15 protein-coding genes, 5 pseudogenes and 1 other annotated feature are annotated in these 16,959 nt (G+C 67.6%); of the genes and pseudogenes, 8 read left to right on the forward strand and 12 right to left on the reverse strand.

The annotated features are described in order from the left end of the window. Window positions 1–24: 24 nt before the first annotated feature. The gene (locus JOE53_RS12835) at window positions 25–393 is read right to left on the reverse strand and encodes a sterol carrier family protein (protein WP_061681321.1); all 369 of its coding nucleotides are present in this window, start codon (window positions 391–393) and stop codon (window positions 25–27) included. Between the two features lie 54 nt (window positions 394–447). On the opposite strand from JOE53_RS12835, the gene purD reads away from it, so the two are divergent. After that, window positions 448–1,722, forward strand: coding sequence for a phosphoribosylamine--glycine ligase (gene purD, locus JOE53_RS12840; RefSeq protein ID WP_204947942.1), 1,275 nt, complete (start codon window positions 448–450; stop codon window positions 1,720–1,722). A gap of 55 nt (window positions 1,723–1,777) precedes the next feature. Here the strand turns inward: purD and JOE53_RS12845 are convergent, their stop codons facing one another. Both JOE53_RS12845 and JOE53_RS12850 read right to left on the reverse strand, forming a co-directional pair. Next, window positions 1,778–3,250, reverse strand: a complete 1,473-nt coding sequence (locus JOE53_RS12845) for a DHA2 family efflux MFS transporter permease subunit (RefSeq protein ID WP_204947943.1) — start codon at window positions 3,248–3,250, stop codon at window positions 1,778–1,780. After that, window positions 3,247–3,879, reverse strand: a complete 633-nt coding sequence (locus tag JOE53_RS12850) for a PadR family transcriptional regulator (RefSeq protein WP_204947944.1) — start codon at window positions 3,877–3,879, stop codon at window positions 3,247–3,249. Before JOE53_RS12850 ends, JOE53_RS12845 begins: the two co-directional genes overlap by 4 nt. An 88-nt stretch (window positions 3,880–3,967) precedes the next feature. On the opposite strand from JOE53_RS12850, the gene JOE53_RS12855 reads away from it, so the two are divergent. Both JOE53_RS12855 and JOE53_RS12860 read left to right on the forward strand, forming a co-directional pair. Then, window positions 3,968–4,294 (forward strand): hypothetical protein, encoded by a 327-nt coding sequence (locus JOE53_RS12855; RefSeq protein ID WP_204947945.1) that lies wholly within the window; start codon window positions 3,968–3,970, stop codon window positions 4,292–4,294. A 7-nt stretch (window positions 4,295–4,301) separates the two neighbouring features. Then, complete coding sequence (locus JOE53_RS12860; RefSeq protein ID WP_061681327.1) at window positions 4,302–5,249, forward strand: phosphoribosylaminoimidazolesuccinocarboxamide synthase; 948 nt, start codon at window positions 4,302–4,304, stop codon at window positions 5,247–5,249. 101 nt (window positions 5,250–5,350) lie between these two features. On the opposite strand, the gene JOE53_RS14805 is transcribed toward JOE53_RS12860, so the two are convergent. Beyond that, window positions 5,351–5,731, reverse strand: coding sequence for a phospho-sugar glycosidase domain-containing protein (locus tag JOE53_RS14805; RefSeq protein ID WP_204947946.1), 381 nt, complete (start codon window positions 5,729–5,731; stop codon window positions 5,351–5,353). A 143-nt stretch (window positions 5,732–5,874) separates the two neighbouring features. Between JOE53_RS14805 and JOE53_RS12870 the strand changes: the two are divergent. Both JOE53_RS12870 and JOE53_RS12875 read left to right on the forward strand, forming a co-directional pair. After that, window positions 5,875–7,052 (forward strand): annotated as a pseudogene (locus JOE53_RS12870) (IS3 family transposase). A 135-nt stretch (window positions 7,053–7,187) separates the two neighbouring features. Then, window positions 7,188–7,493 (forward strand): hypothetical protein, encoded by a 306-nt coding sequence (locus JOE53_RS12875; protein ID WP_204947947.1) that lies wholly within the window; start codon window positions 7,188–7,190, stop codon window positions 7,491–7,493. A 12-nt stretch (window positions 7,494–7,505) separates the two neighbouring features. On the opposite strand, the pseudogene JOE53_RS12880 reads toward JOE53_RS12875, so the two are convergent. From JOE53_RS12880 to JOE53_RS12890, 3 genes and pseudogenes are all read right to left on the reverse strand, one after another. Next, window positions 7,506–7,823: pseudogene (locus JOE53_RS12880) on the reverse strand (integrase core domain-containing protein); the annotation flags it as partial. A gap of 7 nt (window positions 7,824–7,830) precedes the next feature. Then, window positions 7,831–9,228: an IS30 family transposase gene (locus tag JOE53_RS12885; protein ID WP_204946865.1), complete on the reverse strand. Its 1,398-nt coding sequence runs from the start codon at window positions 9,226–9,228 to the stop codon at window positions 7,831–7,833. A gap of 46 nt (window positions 9,229–9,274) precedes the next feature. Then, window positions 9,275–10,224, reverse strand: a pseudogene (locus JOE53_RS12890) (IS3 family transposase); the annotation flags it as partial. Beyond that, window positions 9,791–9,925 (reverse strand) — a sequence feature (AL1L pseudoknot). (Overlaps the previous pseudogene by 135 nt.) 55 nt (window positions 10,225–10,279) lie before the next feature. Here JOE53_RS12890 and JOE53_RS12895 point away from each other — a divergent pair. Continuing rightward, window positions 10,280–10,675, forward strand: a complete 396-nt coding sequence (locus JOE53_RS12895; RefSeq protein WP_204947948.1) for a transposase — start codon at window positions 10,280–10,282, stop codon at window positions 10,673–10,675. 16 nt (window positions 10,676–10,691) lie between these two features. Then, window positions 10,692–10,925 (forward strand): annotated as a pseudogene (locus tag JOE53_RS14810) (integrase core domain-containing protein); the annotation flags it as partial. A 24-nt stretch (window positions 10,926–10,949) separates the two neighbouring features. On the opposite strand, the gene JOE53_RS12905 reads toward JOE53_RS14810, so the two are convergent. The 4 genes from JOE53_RS12905 to JOE53_RS12920 form a co-directional block, all read right to left on the reverse strand. Next, the gene (locus JOE53_RS12905) at window positions 10,950–11,855 is read right to left on the reverse strand and encodes an NADP-dependent oxidoreductase (protein ID WP_204947949.1); all 906 of its coding nucleotides are present in this window, start codon (window positions 11,853–11,855) and stop codon (window positions 10,950–10,952) included. A 76-nt stretch (window positions 11,856–11,931) separates the two neighbouring features. Next, window positions 11,932–12,357, reverse strand: a complete 426-nt coding sequence (locus JOE53_RS12910) for a cupin domain-containing protein (RefSeq protein ID WP_204947950.1) — start codon at window positions 12,355–12,357, stop codon at window positions 11,932–11,934. A 103-nt stretch (window positions 12,358–12,460) separates the two neighbouring features. Next, on the reverse strand, window positions 12,461–14,467 hold the full coding sequence (locus tag JOE53_RS12915; RefSeq protein ID WP_204948255.1) for a heavy metal translocating P-type ATPase: 2,007 nt from the start codon (window positions 14,465–14,467) through the stop codon (window positions 12,461–12,463). A gap of 94 nt (window positions 14,468–14,561) precedes the next feature. Beyond that, a complete protein-coding gene (locus JOE53_RS12920; protein ID WP_204947951.1) occupies window positions 14,562–14,801 on the reverse strand; it encodes a heavy-metal-associated domain-containing protein in 240 nt (79 codons plus the stop codon). A gap of 164 nt (window positions 14,802–14,965) precedes the next feature. Here JOE53_RS12920 and JOE53_RS12925 point away from each other — a divergent pair, with 164 nt between their 5' ends. Continuing rightward, complete coding sequence (locus JOE53_RS12925; RefSeq protein ID WP_204947952.1) at window positions 14,966–15,649, forward strand: Crp/Fnr family transcriptional regulator; 684 nt, start codon at window positions 14,966–14,968, stop codon at window positions 15,647–15,649. Window positions 15,650–16,045: 396 nt separating this feature from the next. On the opposite strand, the pseudogene JOE53_RS12930 reads toward JOE53_RS12925, so the two are convergent. Continuing rightward, a pseudogene (locus JOE53_RS12930) lies at window positions 16,046–16,928 on the reverse strand (IS5 family transposase). Window positions 16,929–16,959 lie beyond the last annotated feature (31 nt).

Consider the following 16,959-nt stretch of genomic DNA (forward strand, 5'->3'; position numbering starts at 1 on the left):
CGCGCCCGCCCCGCGGCGGCGGTCTCACGGCCGCAGCGGCAGCAGGGGCGCGAGGTCGGCCCGGGTGCCGGACGCGAGAATGCGTCCGGCACCCAGGGCATCGGCCCACGACTCGGCACCGGTCGCCAGCGCGATCCAGGTGGGGGCATCGGTCTCGACGACGTTCGGCGGCGTACCGCGCGTGTGCCGGGGGCCTTCGACCACCTGCACCGCACCGAACGGGGGTACCCGCACTTCGACGGTGTTGCCGGGGGCCTTCTCGGCGAGCAGCTGCAGGAGGTACCGCACGGCCGTCGCCAGCTCCGTGCGCGGCGGCGTCACCTCGGCATCCCTCGCCGCGGTGACAGCGGCGAGGGCGTCACGACCGTCGGCGGTGGAGATCTTGCGGGCCATGCCTCCACGCTAGCCCGCACTCACGACGCGGCGGCCCGTCGGTAGGCTGGCCGGGTGCGCATTCTCGTCCTCGGTTCCGGTGCCCGCGAGCACGCCATCCTCCTCGCTCTGAAGGGGGAGAACGCGGGCCACGACGTGTTCGCGGCCCCCGGCAACGCCGGCATCGCCGCCGACGCCACGATCGTCGCCGCCCTCGATGCCAACAGCCCCGCCGCGGTGACCGAGTATGCCAACGACCACGACATCGACCTCGTGATCATCGGCCCCGAGGCGCCGCTGGTCGCGGGAGTCGCCGACGCCCTGCGGGAGCACGGCATCCCGGTGTTCGGCCCCGGAAAGGCCGCGGCGCAGCTGGAGGGCTCGAAGGCGTTCGCGAAGCGGATCATGGATGCCGCCCACGTGCCCACCGGTCGGGCGACGCGGGCCACGACCCGCGCCGAGGTCGAAGCCGCCCTCGACGCCTACGGCGCCCCGCACGTCGTGAAGGCCGACGGGCTGGCCGCCGGGAAGGGGGTCGTCGTCACCGACGACCGCGAGGCGGCGCTCGCGCACGCGGACACCTACCTTCCCACCGGCCCCGTGCTGGTGGAGGAGTTCCTCTCCGGGCCGGAGGTGTCGCTCTTCTTCGTCAGCGACGGCGACACGGTGCGCGCGCTCAGCCCCGCGCAGGACTTCAAACGCGCCTACGACGGCGACGCGGGCCCGAACACGGGCGGGATGGGCGCCTACTCGCCGCTGCCCTGGCTGAGCGACGATTTCGGCAGCGAGGAGGCGTTCGTCGCCGAGGTGACCCGCACGGTCGCCGAGCCGGTCATCCGCACGCTGGATGCCGAGGGCACCCCTTTCATCGGTCTGCTCTACGCGGGACTCATCCTGACCGCCGACGGCATCAAGGTCATCGAGTTCAACGCCCGCTTCGGCGACCCCGAGACCCAGGTCGTGCTCGCCCGTCTGACCAGCCCTCTGTCGCGACTGCTGATGGCGGCGGCATCCGGCACGCTCGAGGACGAGCCGGCACCGGAGTTCGCCGACACCGCCGCGATCACCGTGGTGCTCGCGAGCGAGGGCTACCCCGAGGCGCCGCGTACCGGGCGGGTCATCACGGGGCTGGATGCCGCGGCATCCGTCCCGGGAGTGCACCTCGCCCACGCCGCGACGGCGATGCACGGCGATGAGCTGGTGGCGACGGGGGGACGCGTGCTCAATGTCGTGGCGACCGGTTCCTCGTTCGGCGCCGCGCGCGACCAGGCGTATGCCGCTCTGGAGCGGATCGGCCTGGAGGGCTCGCACTACCGGCGCGACATCGCCGCCCGGGTGGCGCTCGACTGACGAGTCGTGTCGTCGTCGGGCTTCACCGGGCGGCGATGGGCGATGCCGCGCGCGCTCAGCGCTTGACGAGGTGCGGCGGGCGCTGCATGAACAGCACGGCGACGACGCCGATCAGCAGCACGATTGCCGGCAGCAGGATCGTCTGCGCCATGGCGTTCGAGAAGCCGTCGACGACGAACGCGGGCAGCTGTCCGGCACCGAAGTCGCCGCCGGCGTTCGAGGCGCCCGGCAGGTTCGCCTCGAGACGCGACTGCATGAACGCGGCGATCGCCGCCGAGCCGAGCACCGAACCGATCGTGCGCGTCGTGTTGTAGATGCCCGCGCCGGCGCCGGCCTGGCGCGGCTCGAGGTTGCGGGTCGCCGTGGTGGCCAGCGGCCCCCACATGCCGGAGTTTCCGACGCCCATCAGGAACGAGGGCAGCAGGAACATCCAGATCGGAGTGTCGGCGCGCATCAGCGAGGAGTACCAGAAGAGCGATCCGACGACCAGCAGCAGCCCCGGCGCCAGCAGGACGCGGGCGTCGACCCGGTCGAGCAGTCGGCCGGTCAGCGGCGAGAGCACACCCGCGGCGACGGCCATCGGCACGAGCAGGAGCGCCGATTCGGTGGGCGTGAGACCGCGCGCCAGCTGCACGAAGAACATGAGCGGCAGCGACATGCTCGTCACCGTGAAGCCGACCGTGGCGATCGTGAAGTTCGACACGGAGAAGTTGCGGTCGCGGAACAGTCCGAGCGGCACGAGCGGCTCGCTGCGGGTCTTCGCCTGCTGCCAGATGAAGAGCGCCATGACCACGACGCCGCCCGCGATCATCGTCCAGACCCAGGCGGCCCAGTCGAAGTGCTCACCCTCCTGCAGACCGAAGACGATGAGGAACAGGCCGACCGCGCTCAGGACGACCCCGACCAGATCGAAGCGGTGGGGGTGCGTCTCGAGGTTCGGGACGAGCATCCACGCGAGGACGAAGCCGATCACGCCGACGGGAAGGTTGACGAAGAAGATCCACTCCCAGCCGAGGCCGTCCACGAGCAGGCCTCCGGCGAGCGGCCCGACGAGCATGGCGACCCCGGAGGTCGCTCCCCACAGGCCCATCGCGGCGCCGCGGCGCTGGGGCGGGAAGGTGCGGGTGATGACGGCCATCGTCTGCGGGGTCATGAGTGCGGCACCCAGGCCCTGGATCGCGCGGAAGACGATCAGCATCTCGAGGGATCCCGACAGGCCACAGCCCAGGGATGCGAGCGTGAAGATCGCGAGGCCGATGAGGTAGATGCGCTTCGGTCCGAATCGATCACCCAGACGGCCGGTGATCAGCAGGGGCACGGCATACGCCAGGAGGTAGGCCGACGTGACCCACACGACGTTGTCGAGGTTGTTGGTGGACGGGTCGAGGGCCGCCTTGATGGCGGGGTTGGCCACCGAGACGATGGTGGTGTCGACCAGGATCATGAAGAACCCGATAACGAGCGCCCAGAGGGCGGGCCACGGGGTGGGTGCGGGCGCGGTCACATCGCGCGTGCGTTGTTCGGTCATGAGCGTGCGGCTTCTCTCTGTGCCAGATAGCGATCGGTTTTCTCGTGTGATCCCCACACGAAGTCGGGGTGGGCGAGCCGTTCCAGCAGGTCGGCGAGCCAGTCGTGGTCGGCGGCGAGCAGGGCGCGCTCGCGATCGATCTCGATGAGGTACTGCTCGATGACGGATGCCGGGCCGGTCTTGCTCTCGCGCGCATGGGCGATGCCGTCGGCGAGCTCGTCGCGCGCACGGGCGAGTTGCTCCCGACGGGTCGACAGCAACGCCACGACGTCCTCGCGGGGGAGATTGTGCGCCTCGGCCAGCGCCACGCGGAACTCGACGTGCCGGTCCAGGAGCGGAAGCTCCCGGCGCACCCAGTCCTGGACGACCTCGTGGCCGGCATCGGTGAGGGTGTACGTCGTGCGCTCCGGCCGGTTGCCGTCCCGATCGACTCCGACCTCGGCGAGCAGACCGGACTTCTCCAGACGCGCGACGGTGTGGTACATCGTGCCGTTGGTCACCGACACGATGCGATCGTCGTGACGGTGCCGCATCAGCCGGATCATCTCGTAGGGGTGCATGTCGTCCTCGCGCAGCAGCGCGAGCACCATCACTCCCAACGGTGTGAGCCGGTCCACGGCGCTCTTCACGACTGTTCTCCTCCGCGGCTTGTTATTCCATCTTGATTAGTCCACATGGACTATACGCTGATTTGTCACGGCGCGCTAAGGTCTGCTCATGACGGCAGAGGCGCGCGCGGTGTTCGACGACATCGCCGCCGAGTACATGGTGCTCCCGGGCGTCGACATCGGCCCGATGTTCGGCAGCGAGGGCCTGCGCATCCGCGGGAAGGTGTTCGCGTTCATGGGCTATCGGTCGGGACTGATCGCGAAGCTGCCCGAAGAGAGGGTCACCGCGCTCGAGCAGACCGGCAGGGCGGAACGGATGACCATGCGCGGCCGCGCGATGCGCGAGTGGGTCTTCGTCGGGACCGATGCCATGGATCTCTGGCCCGACGTCGTGGCGGAGGCCTACGCGTTCGTCGACCGCATCACCCCGCGATAATGGACGCGTGACCGACGCCTCCTCGCCTTCCGCCGCGCCCGCCGATCTGCCCGGCTGGACCCATGTCTACTCGGGCAAGGTGCGCGACCTGTACCGCCCCGCGGAGGGTGGCCCCGCGCCGGCGGAGCGCATGCTCGTCGTCGCGAGCGACCGGGTCAGCGCCTTCGATCACGTGCTGAGTCCCGGCATCCCGGGCAAGGGTGAGCTGCTCACGACGCTCAGTCTGTGGTGGTTCGATCAGCTCTCCGGCGCCGACGGCGGACGGCGCATCCCGAACCACCTCGCCGCGACCCACGCGCTCGTAGCCGAGTCGGACGATGCGGTGGATCTGGTTCCGGCCGCCGTCGTGGGGCGCGCGATGATCGTGCGCACCCTCGACATGCTGCCCATCGAGTGCGTCGTGCGCGGCTACCTCACCGGATCGGGGTGGAAGGAGTACGTCGCCGAGGGGACGGTGTGCGGCATCCCCTTGCCCGCCGGCCTGCAGGACGGCGACCGCCTGCCCGAACCGCTGTTCACTCCGGCGTACAAGGCGCCGATGGGAGAGCACGACGAGAACATCTCGTTCGCGCGCGCCGAAGAACTGGTCGGCGCCGAGCGGGCCGCGCAGCTGCGCGACCTGTCCCTCGAGATCTACCGCCGCGCGGCGGCGACCGCGGAGGCGAAGGGCCTGATCCTCGCGGACACGAAGTTCGAGTTCGGGGTGGATGCCGACGGCGTGCTCACCCTGGCCGACGAGGTGCTCACGAGCGACTCGTCGCGCTACTGGGATGCCGCCGCCTGGGCGCGCGGGACGACCCCCGCCGAGCGGATGGCGAGCTTCGACAAGCAGATCGTCCGCGACTGGCTCGCCGCGGCCTGGAACGGGCAGGGGACGCCGCCCGAGCTGCCCGCCGAGATCGTCGAGCGCACGGCCGCCAAGTACCGCGAACTGCTCGAGAAGCTGACCGACTGACGGGGAAGCGCGTGTCGACTCGCCGCGCTCGCGGGGCGATCGGGAGTGAGTGACCGCGAGTCGAAACGCCGCACGCCGCGTCAGGCGAGACACCGCAACGGTCAGACGAAACGCACCGTGTCGCCCGGTCGCAGGCTCTCGACGATGCCGCGAGAGGGCGCCGCGATCTCGCCGACGTGGGCCTGCAGGCCCGTGAGCGGCAGATCCCGACGCATCAGGTGGATCTCGCCGCGGTAGCGGCCGAGCCCGTCGAGGTCCATCTGCAGCGAACCGGCGGCCCGCCGGTCGGCGTTGCACGCGGCATCCGGAGCGACGCTCCCGCGCGTCTCCTCCAGCCGGAACGACGCCGCACTGTCTTCGACACGCAGCCGCCAGGCGGCGCCGCGAAGGAAGGCCGCCGCCGGGTCGAGGTCCGACAGGGGCACCGTCACCTCGCCGGTGCGCTCGTGATGGGCGATCCACTCGAGATGCTCCGCCCGCACGGTGCCCTCGGCGCAGACGATCTCGACACCGGGCGCGATCGCTCGCAGGTGCAGATAGTTGCGCCACGCGGTGCGGGCGTGAGGAACGAATCGGTGACAACTGATCGTTAGTGCCGGGAGGTGCTGGCGGGGAGGATGTCATCATGCCCGGTCCCTATCCCAGAGAGTTCCGCGAAGACGTTGTCGCGGTCGCTCGCAGCCGTGAGAGCGGCGTCACCATCAAACAGATCGCCACTGACTTCGGCATCAGCGAACCAACGCTGCAGAACTGGCTCCGCCAAGCGGATGTCGAAGACGGCAACCGTCCCGGCCAGACCGCTGCCGATGCGGCCGAGGCGCGGGAGTTGAAGAAGCGGATCCGCCTGCTCGAGCAGGAGAACGAGGTCCTCCGCCGTGCGACGGCGTATCTGTCACAGGCGAATCTGCGGCTCGGTGGCTCCCCAAAATGACATACCCGCTCGTATCTGAGCTCGCCGAATCGGGGATTCCCGTGACGGTGTCGTGCCGGGTTTTGAAGCTCGCCCGCCAGCCCTACTACCGGTGGCGGAACGACCCGATCAGGGAGGCGGATGTGGTCCGCGCGTATCGGATCAACGCGTTGCATGACGCGCATCACGACGACCCGACGTTCGGATACCGGTACCTTGCCGACGAAGCCCGCCGGGCGGGGTGGCGGATGAGTCGGCGGACGGCGTGGAAACTGTGCTCGCAGGCAGGGATCCTCTCGTCCGCGCAGCGTCGGCGGCGCGGGAAGGGCAAGAAGGCCGGCCCGCCCGTGTTCGACGACCACGTCCGCCGTGTGTTCCGCGCCGACGCGCCCAACAGGGTCTGGCTCACGGACATCACGGAGCATTGGACGAGCGAAGGCAAGCTCTACTGCTGCGCGATCAAGGACGTGTTCTCCAACCGGATCGTCGGCTACTCGATCGCGGATCGGATGACCGCGAAGCTCGCCGTCGACGCCGTCCGAAACGCCGTCGCCCGCCGCGGTGAGGTCGCGGGCTGCATCCTGCATGCCGATAGGGGCAGCCAGTTTCGGAGTAGGGCGATGGCTCGCGAGTTGCGCCGTCACGACATGGTCGGATCGATGGGCCGTGTCGGCGCCGCGGGGGACAACGCGGCCATGGAGTCGTTCTGGTCGCTGCTGCAAACGAACGTGCTCAACCAGCAGCGGTGGACAACACGGCAGGAACTACGGCTCGCGATCGTCGTCTGGATCGAGCGGAAGTATCACCGGCAACGAGCACAGGACGCCCTCGGCGGGTTGACGCCCATCGAGTTCGAAGCCAAGCTAGCCGAGCCGCTCACACTCGCGGCCTAAACCAAACCTGTCACCGAATCGTTCCCCACGCCCCGCCGACTCAACGGGAAGTCCGACACCCTTGACGCGGAAAACGCCGCCCGGGCCGTGCTCGCCGGATTCGCGACCGCGATCCCGAAGACCGCGGACGGGGTCGTGGAGATGATTCGACAGCTGAAAGTCGCGCATGACACCGCGGTGAAAGACCGCACCGGAGCGATGATCACCCTCAAAGCGATGCTCGTCCACGCCACCGAAGACCTCCGACGCGAGACCGCCAAGAAGACGCAGAAGATGGTCGCGCGGCACTGCGCCGCGCTCCGACCCCGCGGACTGGAGACCCCGGAGGACGCGAACCGTCACGCTCTCCGCTCGATCGCGAAACGATGGATCGCGCTCAACGATGAGATCAAGGATCTCGAAGCGCAGATCGAGCAGCTCGTTGAAGCGCCCTGGGTCTGATGGAGACTCGCGCTATTTGATTCCGACCAGCAGGTTGCGGTCGCCCTGGACAGCATAGAACGCGTTCTCGAACTCGGCGGGTGGGACGTCGCCGAGGTAGCCGTGGAGGCGCTGTGTGTTGTGCCAGTGCACCCAGCCGAGGGTCGCGAGCTCGAGATCTTCGATGGTCTTCCACGGCCCTGACCTCGCGGGGCCTCGGACGAGTTCGGCCTTGTAGTAGCCGTTCACCGTCTCGGCCAGGGCATTGTCATAACTGTCGCCGACGGTTCCGATCGACGGCGTGGCGCCGATCTCTGCCAATCGTTCGCCGTAGCGAATCGACGTGAATTGACCGGGCTCAACCAGTCGATGCAACACCGGCTTGTTGGAGCAACAATAGCTGCTCGTTGAAGGCCTCAGCGGGAGTCATCCATCCGAGCGACTTCCGAGGGCGCGTGTTCAGCGCGAATGCGACGGCTTCGATGTCTTCGGCGCTCCAGCGGGACAGGTCGGTGCCCTTCGGGAAGTACTGACGCAGCAGCCCGTTGGTGTTCTCGTTCGTACCGCGCTGCCAGGGCGACTGCGGATCGGCGAAGAACACCGGGATGCCGGTTTCGACGCGGAACTGCGCGTGAGCGGACATCTCCTTGCCGCGGTCCCAGGTCAACGAGCGCGCCAGCTGCGCCGGCAGCGCCGACATCGTGTTGGCGAGAGCATTCTTCATCGTGATCGCGCCATAGCCGGCCAACGCCGGCCCGTTCTTCGGCGTCTCCTTGTGCCGATAGCCCTCTTCCCGCGGGAGATGGACGAGCAGCGTGTAACGGGTCTTGCGCTCGACGACCGTGCCGACCGCCGAGCGCTCCAACCCGATCAGCAGATCGCCTTCCCAGTGCCCGGGGACGGCGCGATCGTCGGCTTCCGCCGGTCGCTCGCTGATCAGCGTCTCCGGCGTGACATGCGCCCAGGTCTTGCGCCGCGACCGCTCTCGGGGGACGCGTAGCGCCCTGCCCGTGCGGAGGTTCCAGACGAGTTCGCGCTTGAGCGCGCCGCGGCCCTCGATGTAGAGCGACTGGTAGATCGCCTCTGGGCTGATGCGCATGGACTCATCATCCGGGAAGTCGATCTTCAACCGGTGTGAGATCTGCTCCGGACTCCAAGCCCAGGACCAGGCCCTGTCCTTCCGATGCGGCTTGCCTCTCCCGGTGAACCGCGGCGGCTGGGGGCCGGTGACGATCGTGCCATCGGGGCGGGTGATCTTCCCCGACAGGCGCTCCTCGACATACGCGCGCAGCCGCGGGTTCGCGACGAGTTTCGCGACCTTGGGTCGCTTCGCGGTCATGTCTGCTTTCCACTGCGCGACCGACGCCCGATACTCCAGCTTCCCGCCCCGCGTGGCCGCGTTCCGCCGCAGCTCACGAGAGATCGTCCCGGCATCGCGGCCCATGGCGCGAGCGATCTCGCGAACGCCCTTGCCCTTCTCCTTGAGAATCGCGATCTCCTCGCGCTCAGCGAACGAGAGGTAGCGGCCCGATGACTGCTGGGCGATGTCGAATGGCGCCATGCCGCCAGCGTGTCGGAACCATCTTGCGCCGACCGCGGGCGCCACGCCGACAACCCCCGCGGCTTCCTCAGCGAGCAGCCCTTTCGCGATCTCGCCCCAGAACGCCGCCTCGACGGGTTTCTGAAACTTCGGATGCCCCGGCGAGCGGAGCTTCGGACGAACAGCCCTGTCCGCGGCCTGCTGACGACGAACCATCGAACACCTCCTGATAGAGGTGTTGCGACGACCAGTTGAATTCACCTTGAGACCCGGCGTCGCTGTGACACCGCAGATCCTCGTGGTGGGCGCCGCGGGACCAGCGGGCCATCTCGATCGCGTCGAGGACCATCTCGGTGCGCATGTGCGACGCGACCCGCCACCCCACGATCATGCGGGAGAACGCGTCGACGATGAAGCACACATAGGCGACGCCGGCCCAGGTCGGCACGAATGTCAGATCCGTGACCCAGAGCCGATTGGGCGCCGTTGCGGTGAACTCCCGTTTCACGAGGTCCGGGTGCCGCGCCGACGAAGGATCCGGCCTGGTCGTCTTGATCCGCTTCGACCGCCTCGCGCCTTCGATCCCCGCGATCCGCATCAACCTGGCGGTCTGGTCCCGGCCGATCGTGATCCCCGCACGTCGGGCGGCTTTCCAGAGTTTGCGGGCCCCGTAAACGCGATAGTTGGCTTCCCAGATCTCGACCAGCTGCGGCACCAACTCCTCGTCCCGCAGGGCACGAGCCGAGGGGGCGCGGATCTTGGCGGCGTAGTAGCTGCTCGGAGCCACCTGCAACAGTCTGCAGATGAGCTCGACTCCGAGGCGACGGCAGTCCACGACGTCGTCTTTGTTCGCGTCGATGAACGCGACTACTTCCGGTAGTGGCGGTCGAGCTCCGCCCCGAAGAAAGACGCGGCTCGCTTGAGCACCTCGTTGGCCCGGCGAAGCTCCCGATTCTCCTGCTCGAGCTCTCGCACCCGCTGCGCCTCGGCGCTGCTCACGCCGGGGGCGACACCGTCATCGACGTCGGCCTGCCTCACCCACGTCCGCACGGACTCGACCCCGTAGCCGAGTTGCGTCGCGACGCGCTGCACGGTCCCTTGCGTGACGCCGAGCTCAGCGCGCAGCGTTCTCACCATCCGCACTGCGGCGGCCTTCTCCTCGCTCGAGTAGCGACGCGTTGTCGGCTTCCCATTCGCCAGTTCTTTGGGCATAACTCCATCCTCGTTTCCAAGGTCAGGAGCCTCCAACAAACTCAGGGCGCTTCACGTGCTCCAACGCGCCCCGCACCTGCTCGACGAGTTCGGCATCGGCGTCGACACCGCCGCGGAGATCCTCATCGTCGCCGGCGACAACCCCGAACGCATACACAGCGAGGCCGCATTCGCAAAACTCGCCGGCATCAGCCCCATCCCGACCGGATCAGGGATGACCAGCGGCAAGCATCGCATCAACCACGGCGGACACCGTCAACTCAACGCCGCCATCTACCGGACTGTGATCGTCAGGATGAGATTCCACGAGCCCACGATCGCTTACGTTGCCCGACGCACCGCCGAGGGCAAGAGCAAGCGCGACATCATCCGATGCCTGAAACGCTACGTGATCCGCGAGGTCTACCACCTCGTCAAGACCGACCCGAGAACCGGCGAAATCAGGAGTTGACAACTATAGGAGCATCAACGCCCTGGCCGAGGCGGTCAACGGCCTCTACAAGACCGAGCTGATCCGCCAGCGCGGGCCCTGGCGCACCGTCGAGCAGGTTGAGCTCGCGACCCTCGAATGGGTGTGGTGGTGGAACAACTCCCGCCTCCACGGCGAGCTCGACATGCGAACACCCGCCGAGGTCGAACAGGCGTATTACGCTGACCAGGAATCAGCCCAACCGGCACCTGCCGGACAAGGCTCCCGATAGGAACGAAAGTCAGGCCGATTCACCTTAGGGCACCACGATGATCTTTCCAGCAGCGTGTCCGGTCTCCACGGCGGCAATCGCCTGACCTGCCTGATCAAGGGCGAACTGGGCGTCCACGTGGGGATCGACCAGCCCGTATTGGATCACCTCGGTGATCTTGGCCATGGCCTCATCCGTGCGTGCCAGGGCCTGGCCGCCGAGCTCGGCGGCGGTGTCTGGGTCCGCTGCGGAGATGATCCGGGTTCGGTCGGGCACCAGGTCCGCAACAGCACGTAGCGCATCGCCACCGACGAGATCAACGATCAAGTCTGGGCCGTCCGCGCTCACCTGTCGCACCCGGTCGGCCGCCCCTGGACCGGATTCGATGAAGGTGGCGCCGGTTGACTCGACGAGTTCCCGCTTGGTTGCGCTGGCGACGCCGATGACCGTGAGCTCGTGCACGCGACCAATCTGTGCCGCGATCAGTCCCACTCCGCCGCCGGCGCCGAGCAGTAGCAGGGTCTGGCCCGGTTCGAGTTCGATCTGGTGGGTGGCGTCGTAGGCTGTGGCGGCGGCCACCGGGATGGTGGCCGCGTCGGCGAAGGAGATCTCCTCGGGCTTGGCCACAGTCGTGGCGGCGCGCAGTAGCGTGTGCTCGGCCATTCCACCCTGCCCGGGCGCCACAAGGCCGAGCACCTCGTCGCCCACGGCGAAGTCCTCGACCCCGTCACCGACCTCAGTGACCACGCCGGCGGCTTCACGGCCCATCGGCGCCGGCAGGCTCCAGTGACGGCCCAGCTGGCCTTCCCGGATCTTCCAGTCCGCCGGATTTACACCAGCGGCTCGGACTTCGATGGCCAGTTCCCCGGGCCCGGGCGTTGGAACAGGCCGCTCGATCAGTTGCTGGGCCTCGGGTCCGCCGTAGCCGGTGAAGACATAAACCTTGGACATGGATGGAATCTCCTTCTGATCTGGACTGGGTGGTGCGTCGTCGACGTCCCGGATGGGTCTGTCGTGGCGGTGGCGGTCAGGGCCGGGGTGGTTCGTCCTCACCGGCGGCTTCGGCGGCGTCAGCCTCTTCCCGGGTGGCGAATGCGGCGCCGGCGGCGTGCTCGGGTGGGCTGTAGATGGTGTACAGCACCAGTGGCTGGTCCCCGGTGTTGCGGAAGTTGTGCTGGGCACCGGCGGGTACTGCGCACTGGTCACCGGCATCGATGGGGTGTGTGTGGCCGTTGAGGTCGGCTTCGCCGGTTCCGGAGACGAAGGTCAGGATCTGATCGGTGTGTTCGTGGACCTCGTCTCCGATCTCGCCACCGGGCGGAATGGTCATCACCACGATCTGGGTGTGTTCTCCGGTCCACAGCACCTTCCGGAAGTCGGGATTGTCCCTGGCCACGTCCGCGATGGTGAAATGCTCGACGTTGTCGCCCAGGGTGAAGTTCTTTTCGCTCATGGTCGGTCTCCTCTGTTTCGTGTGTTGATTTCGGTGTTTGCGTCGTTGTTTTGAGTCTTCGAGGTGCTCGGTGCCGCGGGGCGGGTCCACTGCCCCGGGGGCGTCAGGCGGTCACATGCTCCGCCGCGGTCCCCGTAGCAGTGCGTTCGCTCTTTGGCGTCGTCGTGGAGTCTCGGGTGTTTTGCAGGAGCCGCATCGCGTTGGCGATGACCACGAGCACGGAGGCTTCGTGAACGAGCATGCCGATCGACATGGTCACTCCGCCGGCGAAGACTCCGGCCAGTAGTAGCACCACGGTGATCAGGGCGATTGCGATGTTCTGTTTCATCACGTTCACGGTTCGCTTGGCCAGGCCGATGGCCTCGGGCAGCTTGAGCAGGTTGTCGCCCATCAGGGCGATGTCCGCGGTCTCCACGGCCACGGCTGAGCCTGCCGCACCCATCGCCACGCCGATGTTCGCGGTGGCGAGAGCCGGGGCGTCGTTGACGCCGTCACCGACCATCGCGATCGTGTGGCCCTGGCGCTGTAGCTCGGTGACAGCGTCCAGCTTGTCCTCAGGGAGCAGGGAGGCGTGGATCTCGTCGATCCCGGTGGCTTTGCCGACGGCCTCGGCCACCAGTCGGGTGTCACCAGTGAGCATGACGACCTTCTCGACGCCGGCCCGGTGCAGTCGCGCGACCATCTCGGGTGCGTCCTGGCGGATCTGGTCGGCGACGGCGACGACGCCGACCACTGTCTCGTCAACAGCGACGATCATAGGAGTTTTTCCGGCGGCGGCCAGCTCCTGGGCGGCCTGCGCTGCCTCGGCGATGCCTGAGGCAACGCCGTACTGCTCCAGTAGCGGTGGGTTGCCGATCAGCACCTGGCGGCCATTGACGTTCGCCACGATGCCCTTGCCGGGGACCGGGGTGACGGCGCCGGGGATGCCCTGCGGGGCGACGCCCTCCTCGCGGGCGGTCTCCAGGATGGGGCGGGCCAGTGGGTGTTCGGAGCCGGCCTCGGCTGCCGCGGCCCAGCGCAGCACCTCCGCACGGTCGAGCGTGGAATCCAAAATGATGACGTCGGTCAGCTGGGGACGTCCCTCGGTGAGCGTGCCGGTCTTGTCCACGGCGACCGCGGAGATCTTCGCGGAAGTCTCCAGGAACTCGCCGCCCTTGATGAGGATGCCGTTGCGCGCAGCGCGGCCGATGCCCGCCACGATGGCGACCGGGATGGAGATCACCAGGGCACCGGGGCAACCGATGACCAGCAGGGTCAGGGCCAGCACCACGTCTCCGCTGATGAGTCCGGCCACCAGGGCCAGGACCATGACAGCGGGGGTGTACCACGTGGAGAACCGGTCGATGAAGGCCTGGGTCTTGGCCTTGGCGTCCTGAGCCTCTTCCACTCGGTGGATGATGCGGGCCAAGGTGGTGTCTGCGCCGATGCCAGTGGCCAGGACCTGTAGGAATCCGCCGCGGGAAACGGTGCCGGCGAAGACCTGCCCGCCCTTAGTTTTCTCCACTGGGATGGACTCGCCGGTGATGGAGGCCTCGTCGATGGCGCCGGTGCCGGAGACGACCTGGCCGTCCACGGGGACCTTCGCGCCGTTCTTGACCAGGACGATCTCGCCCATTCTCACCTGTCCGGCGGGGATTTCCTGTTGCTCGCCATCGCGCACGACGATCGCGGAATCGGGCGCGACGGCGACCAGTTCGGCCAGTGCCGAGCGGGTCTTGTTGAGGGTCGCAGCTTCCAGCGCGTGGCCGATCGCGAACAGGAACGTGACCGCCGCGGCCTCCCAGAAGTTGCCGATGATGACCGCGCCGATCGCCGCAACCGACACGAGTAGGTCGATGCCGATGACCTTGGCGATCAGCGCGCGCACCGCCTTCACCACGATCCCGTAGCCGGCCACCACGGCCGCGGCGATCATGAAGACATCTCCGAGGGTGAAAGCCTCGCTGGCGTGAGTGGCGTGGGCGCCGGCGTCGAGCCACCACTGGGGGCTGACGGTGAGGTTGGCGGCACCCCCGGCCAGCCACTGGATGGCGAAGGAGGTGATGATGAGCACGCCGGACACGACGGGAACTGACCAGTTCCCATAGACCCATTTTTGGAGCCTGTTCACTTTCGGGTACGACCTTTCTGGGTCTCGTGCCGGCGGAGCGGCAGAGTGGAATGTGGGGAGGATGTCCGCAGGTGGCGCGCGGGGGCCGTTGGTCTCAGAAGGCGGACGGTGCGGCCTTGTAGCCGGCTTTGGCGATAGCGGCGACGAGGTCATCCACGGAGATGCGCTCGTTGTCGTGGTCCACCTCGATGCGGGCGGAGGCGAAGTGGACCTTCACGTTCTCGACACCCTTGAGTCGCCCGACCTGCTTCTCGATCTTCGCCACGCACGAGGGGCAGGAGAATCCCTCCGCTCTAAGGACGGTGTGAGTGGTGGTGGGGGTGGAGGTGGCCATGGTGGACCCCTTTCGTGATGTGTTCCTTGTTGGTACCTTCACGATAGGTTTGCGGCGTCCGGAACTCCTTGACATAGATCATGTTCGGCGCCCGCCTGCTACCGAGGCGTAGCTGACGCTGTCCGGTCCCGCGGCGCCGATGCCGACTCCGGTAGACTTGCCACATGCCCGTGGACGATCTGTGCGTCAGCCGCGTGCCGATCTTCCAAGGACTCACCCGCGAGGAGCAGTTGCGGGTCGCGGAGTTCGTCCGCCCGGTGCATGTTGCCAAGGGGGAGACGGTCTATTCGCCAGGACAGTCGGTCTCGCGTCTGTTGGTGATGCACAGCGGACAGCTCAAGGTCAGTCATGCGGCGGCCAACGGCCAGGAACAAATCCTGCGCACGGTGACCGACGGTGATGTCGTGGGCGAACGGGCCTTCCTGACCGGCCACCTGCCCAATGACCTCGTCGTCGCGCTGGAAGACAGCCGGATGTGCGTCTTCGACCACACAGACCTCTCGGCGCTGCTGCGCGACTACCCTGATGTCGGTCTGCGGATGCTGCGGACTCTGTCCGACAGGCTCGCCTCCGCCGAGCGGTTGCTGGCCGCCATCACCTCCAGCGATGTCAGCGCCCGCATCGCGGCCTACCTGCTGGATCTGCCCGGCGGCATCCGAGACGGCGTGCCCACAGTGTGGCTACCGTTGGCGAAGTACGAAATCGCCTCCTATCTGGGCACCACGCCAGAAACCCTGAGCCGACGCCTTGCCGCTCTCGCCGCCTCCGGTGTCATCGAACTCCACGGGCGTCGTGAAGTCACGATTCTCGACATTGATGGGCTCGAACGCGTAGCCACACCTCGATAGACAGGGTATCGCCATGGCTTGGCTAAAGGTGGCGTGCGGCCGGGCCCGAATGCGGCTTGCCTCGTCCTCGGGTGCGTAAGCGTGGTCACATCGCGGCGTCACCTACGATGGCGCCCACATCCCGCTGGTCGACCCGGACACCTGGCTGCAGGTCCAGACGCAGCTCGATGCGAAGAACGCTGTCGGTGAGCGGCCTCAGAAGTACGACCACTACCTCAAGGGGAGCTTGTGCTGCTCGTGTGGCGCCAAGCTCATGATCGAACGACCCCGTGACAAGCAAGGCGATCGCTACGAGTACTTCACCTGTTCAGGGCGGCGCAAAAAAGAAGAGGGGTGGCGATACCACCTGGCACGATTGAAGCGGACGAGCGAGGGTGAAGACGTCGACGTCGATGTTCAGTGAACGCTGCTGGTGAGCCAGTGGAGTGTCGCGGCGAGGCAGAGACCGGCGCGGTAGTTGCGTGCGGTCTTGTCTGAGCGCATCGCGATCCCGCGCCACTGCTTGAGCTTGTTGAAGCATCGCTCGACGACGTTGCGGCCACGGTAGCGGACCCGCTGCTCCTGACCGAAGTCGATCGGTCGCCCGCGGCGCTTGCGGCGGTGAGCGATCTGATCGTCACGTTCAGGGATCGTCGCGGCAATCCCGCGCTCGCGCAGCCAGGCGCGATTCGCCTTCGACGGGTAACCCTTGTCCGCGAGCAGCCGATCCGGCCTCGACCGCGGCCTGCCTCTCGCGCCCGGGACGCGGATCTCGCTCAGCGTTGCGGTCAGCATGCTCGTGTCCGCCGCTTGTCCGGGCGTGAGGATGAACGCGAGAGCTCGTCCCTTGCCGTCGCAGACCAGGTGATTCTTCGTCGTCAACCCACCGCGGGAACGGCCGATCGCGTGATCGGGTGGCTCGTCACCGAATTTCTTGTAGTTCGCCAGAGCCCCCTGTGGCGCGGGGAAGGGTGGCGCCGTGCTGATGCACGCGCACGATCGTGGAGTCGATCGACGCGACCCAGTCCAGATCCCCGGACTGCTGCGCGAGAGCCTGCGTCTTCTCCAGCACCCGCGCCCACACGCCCAGCTCGGACCACCGGTTGAAGTTCTTATAGATCGTGTTCCAGTTCCCGAACCGCTCCGGCACGTCCCGCCACGGCGCACCAGTCCGGAACCGCCACGCCGTCGCCTCGACCACCGCGCGCCGATCCACCGGCGGCCGCCCCGTCGACTTCGCAGTCGGGAACAGCGGACCGATCACAGCCCACGCTTCATCCGAGATCACGTCACGAAACACGCATCAAGACTCACCCACGAGGCAACCGCAG

Origin of the sequence: Microbacterium laevaniformans, assembly GCF_016907555.1 — a bacterium.
In the GTDB taxonomy this organism is placed as follows: domain Bacteria; phylum Actinomycetota; class Actinomycetes; order Actinomycetales; family Microbacteriaceae; genus Microbacterium; species Microbacterium laevaniformans.

Excerpts from the sequence above, each read along its gene's own strand:
- JOE53_RS12835 (WP_061681321.1), bottom strand. The coding sequence starts at position 393 with ATGGCCCGCAAGATCTCCACCGCCGACGGTCGTGACGCCCTCGCCGCT.
- JOE53_RS12845 (WP_204947943.1), bottom strand. The coding sequence starts at position 3,250 with ATGACCGAACAACGCACGCGCGATGTGACCGCGCCCGCACCCACCCCG.
- JOE53_RS12855 (WP_204947945.1), top strand. The coding sequence starts at position 3,968 with ATGACGGCAGAGGCGCGCGCGGTGTTCGACGACATCGCCGCCGAGTAC.
- JOE53_RS12885 (WP_204946865.1), bottom strand. The coding sequence starts at position 9,228 with ATGGTTCGTCGTCAGCAGGCCGCGGACAGGGCTGTTCGTCCGAAGCTC.
- JOE53_RS12905 (WP_204947949.1), bottom strand. The coding sequence starts at position 11,855 with ATGTCCAAGGTTTATGTCTTCACCGGCTACGGCGGACCCGAGGCCCAG.
- JOE53_RS12910 (WP_204947950.1), bottom strand. The coding sequence starts at position 12,357 with ATGAGCGAAAAGAACTTCACCCTGGGCGACAACGTCGAGCATTTCACC.
- JOE53_RS12920 (WP_204947951.1), bottom strand. The coding sequence starts at position 14,801 with ATGGCCACCTCCACCCCCACCACCACTCACACCGTCCTTAGAGCGGAG.
- JOE53_RS12925 (WP_204947952.1), top strand. The coding sequence starts at position 14,966 with ATGCCCGTGGACGATCTGTGCGTCAGCCGCGTGCCGATCTTCCAAGGA.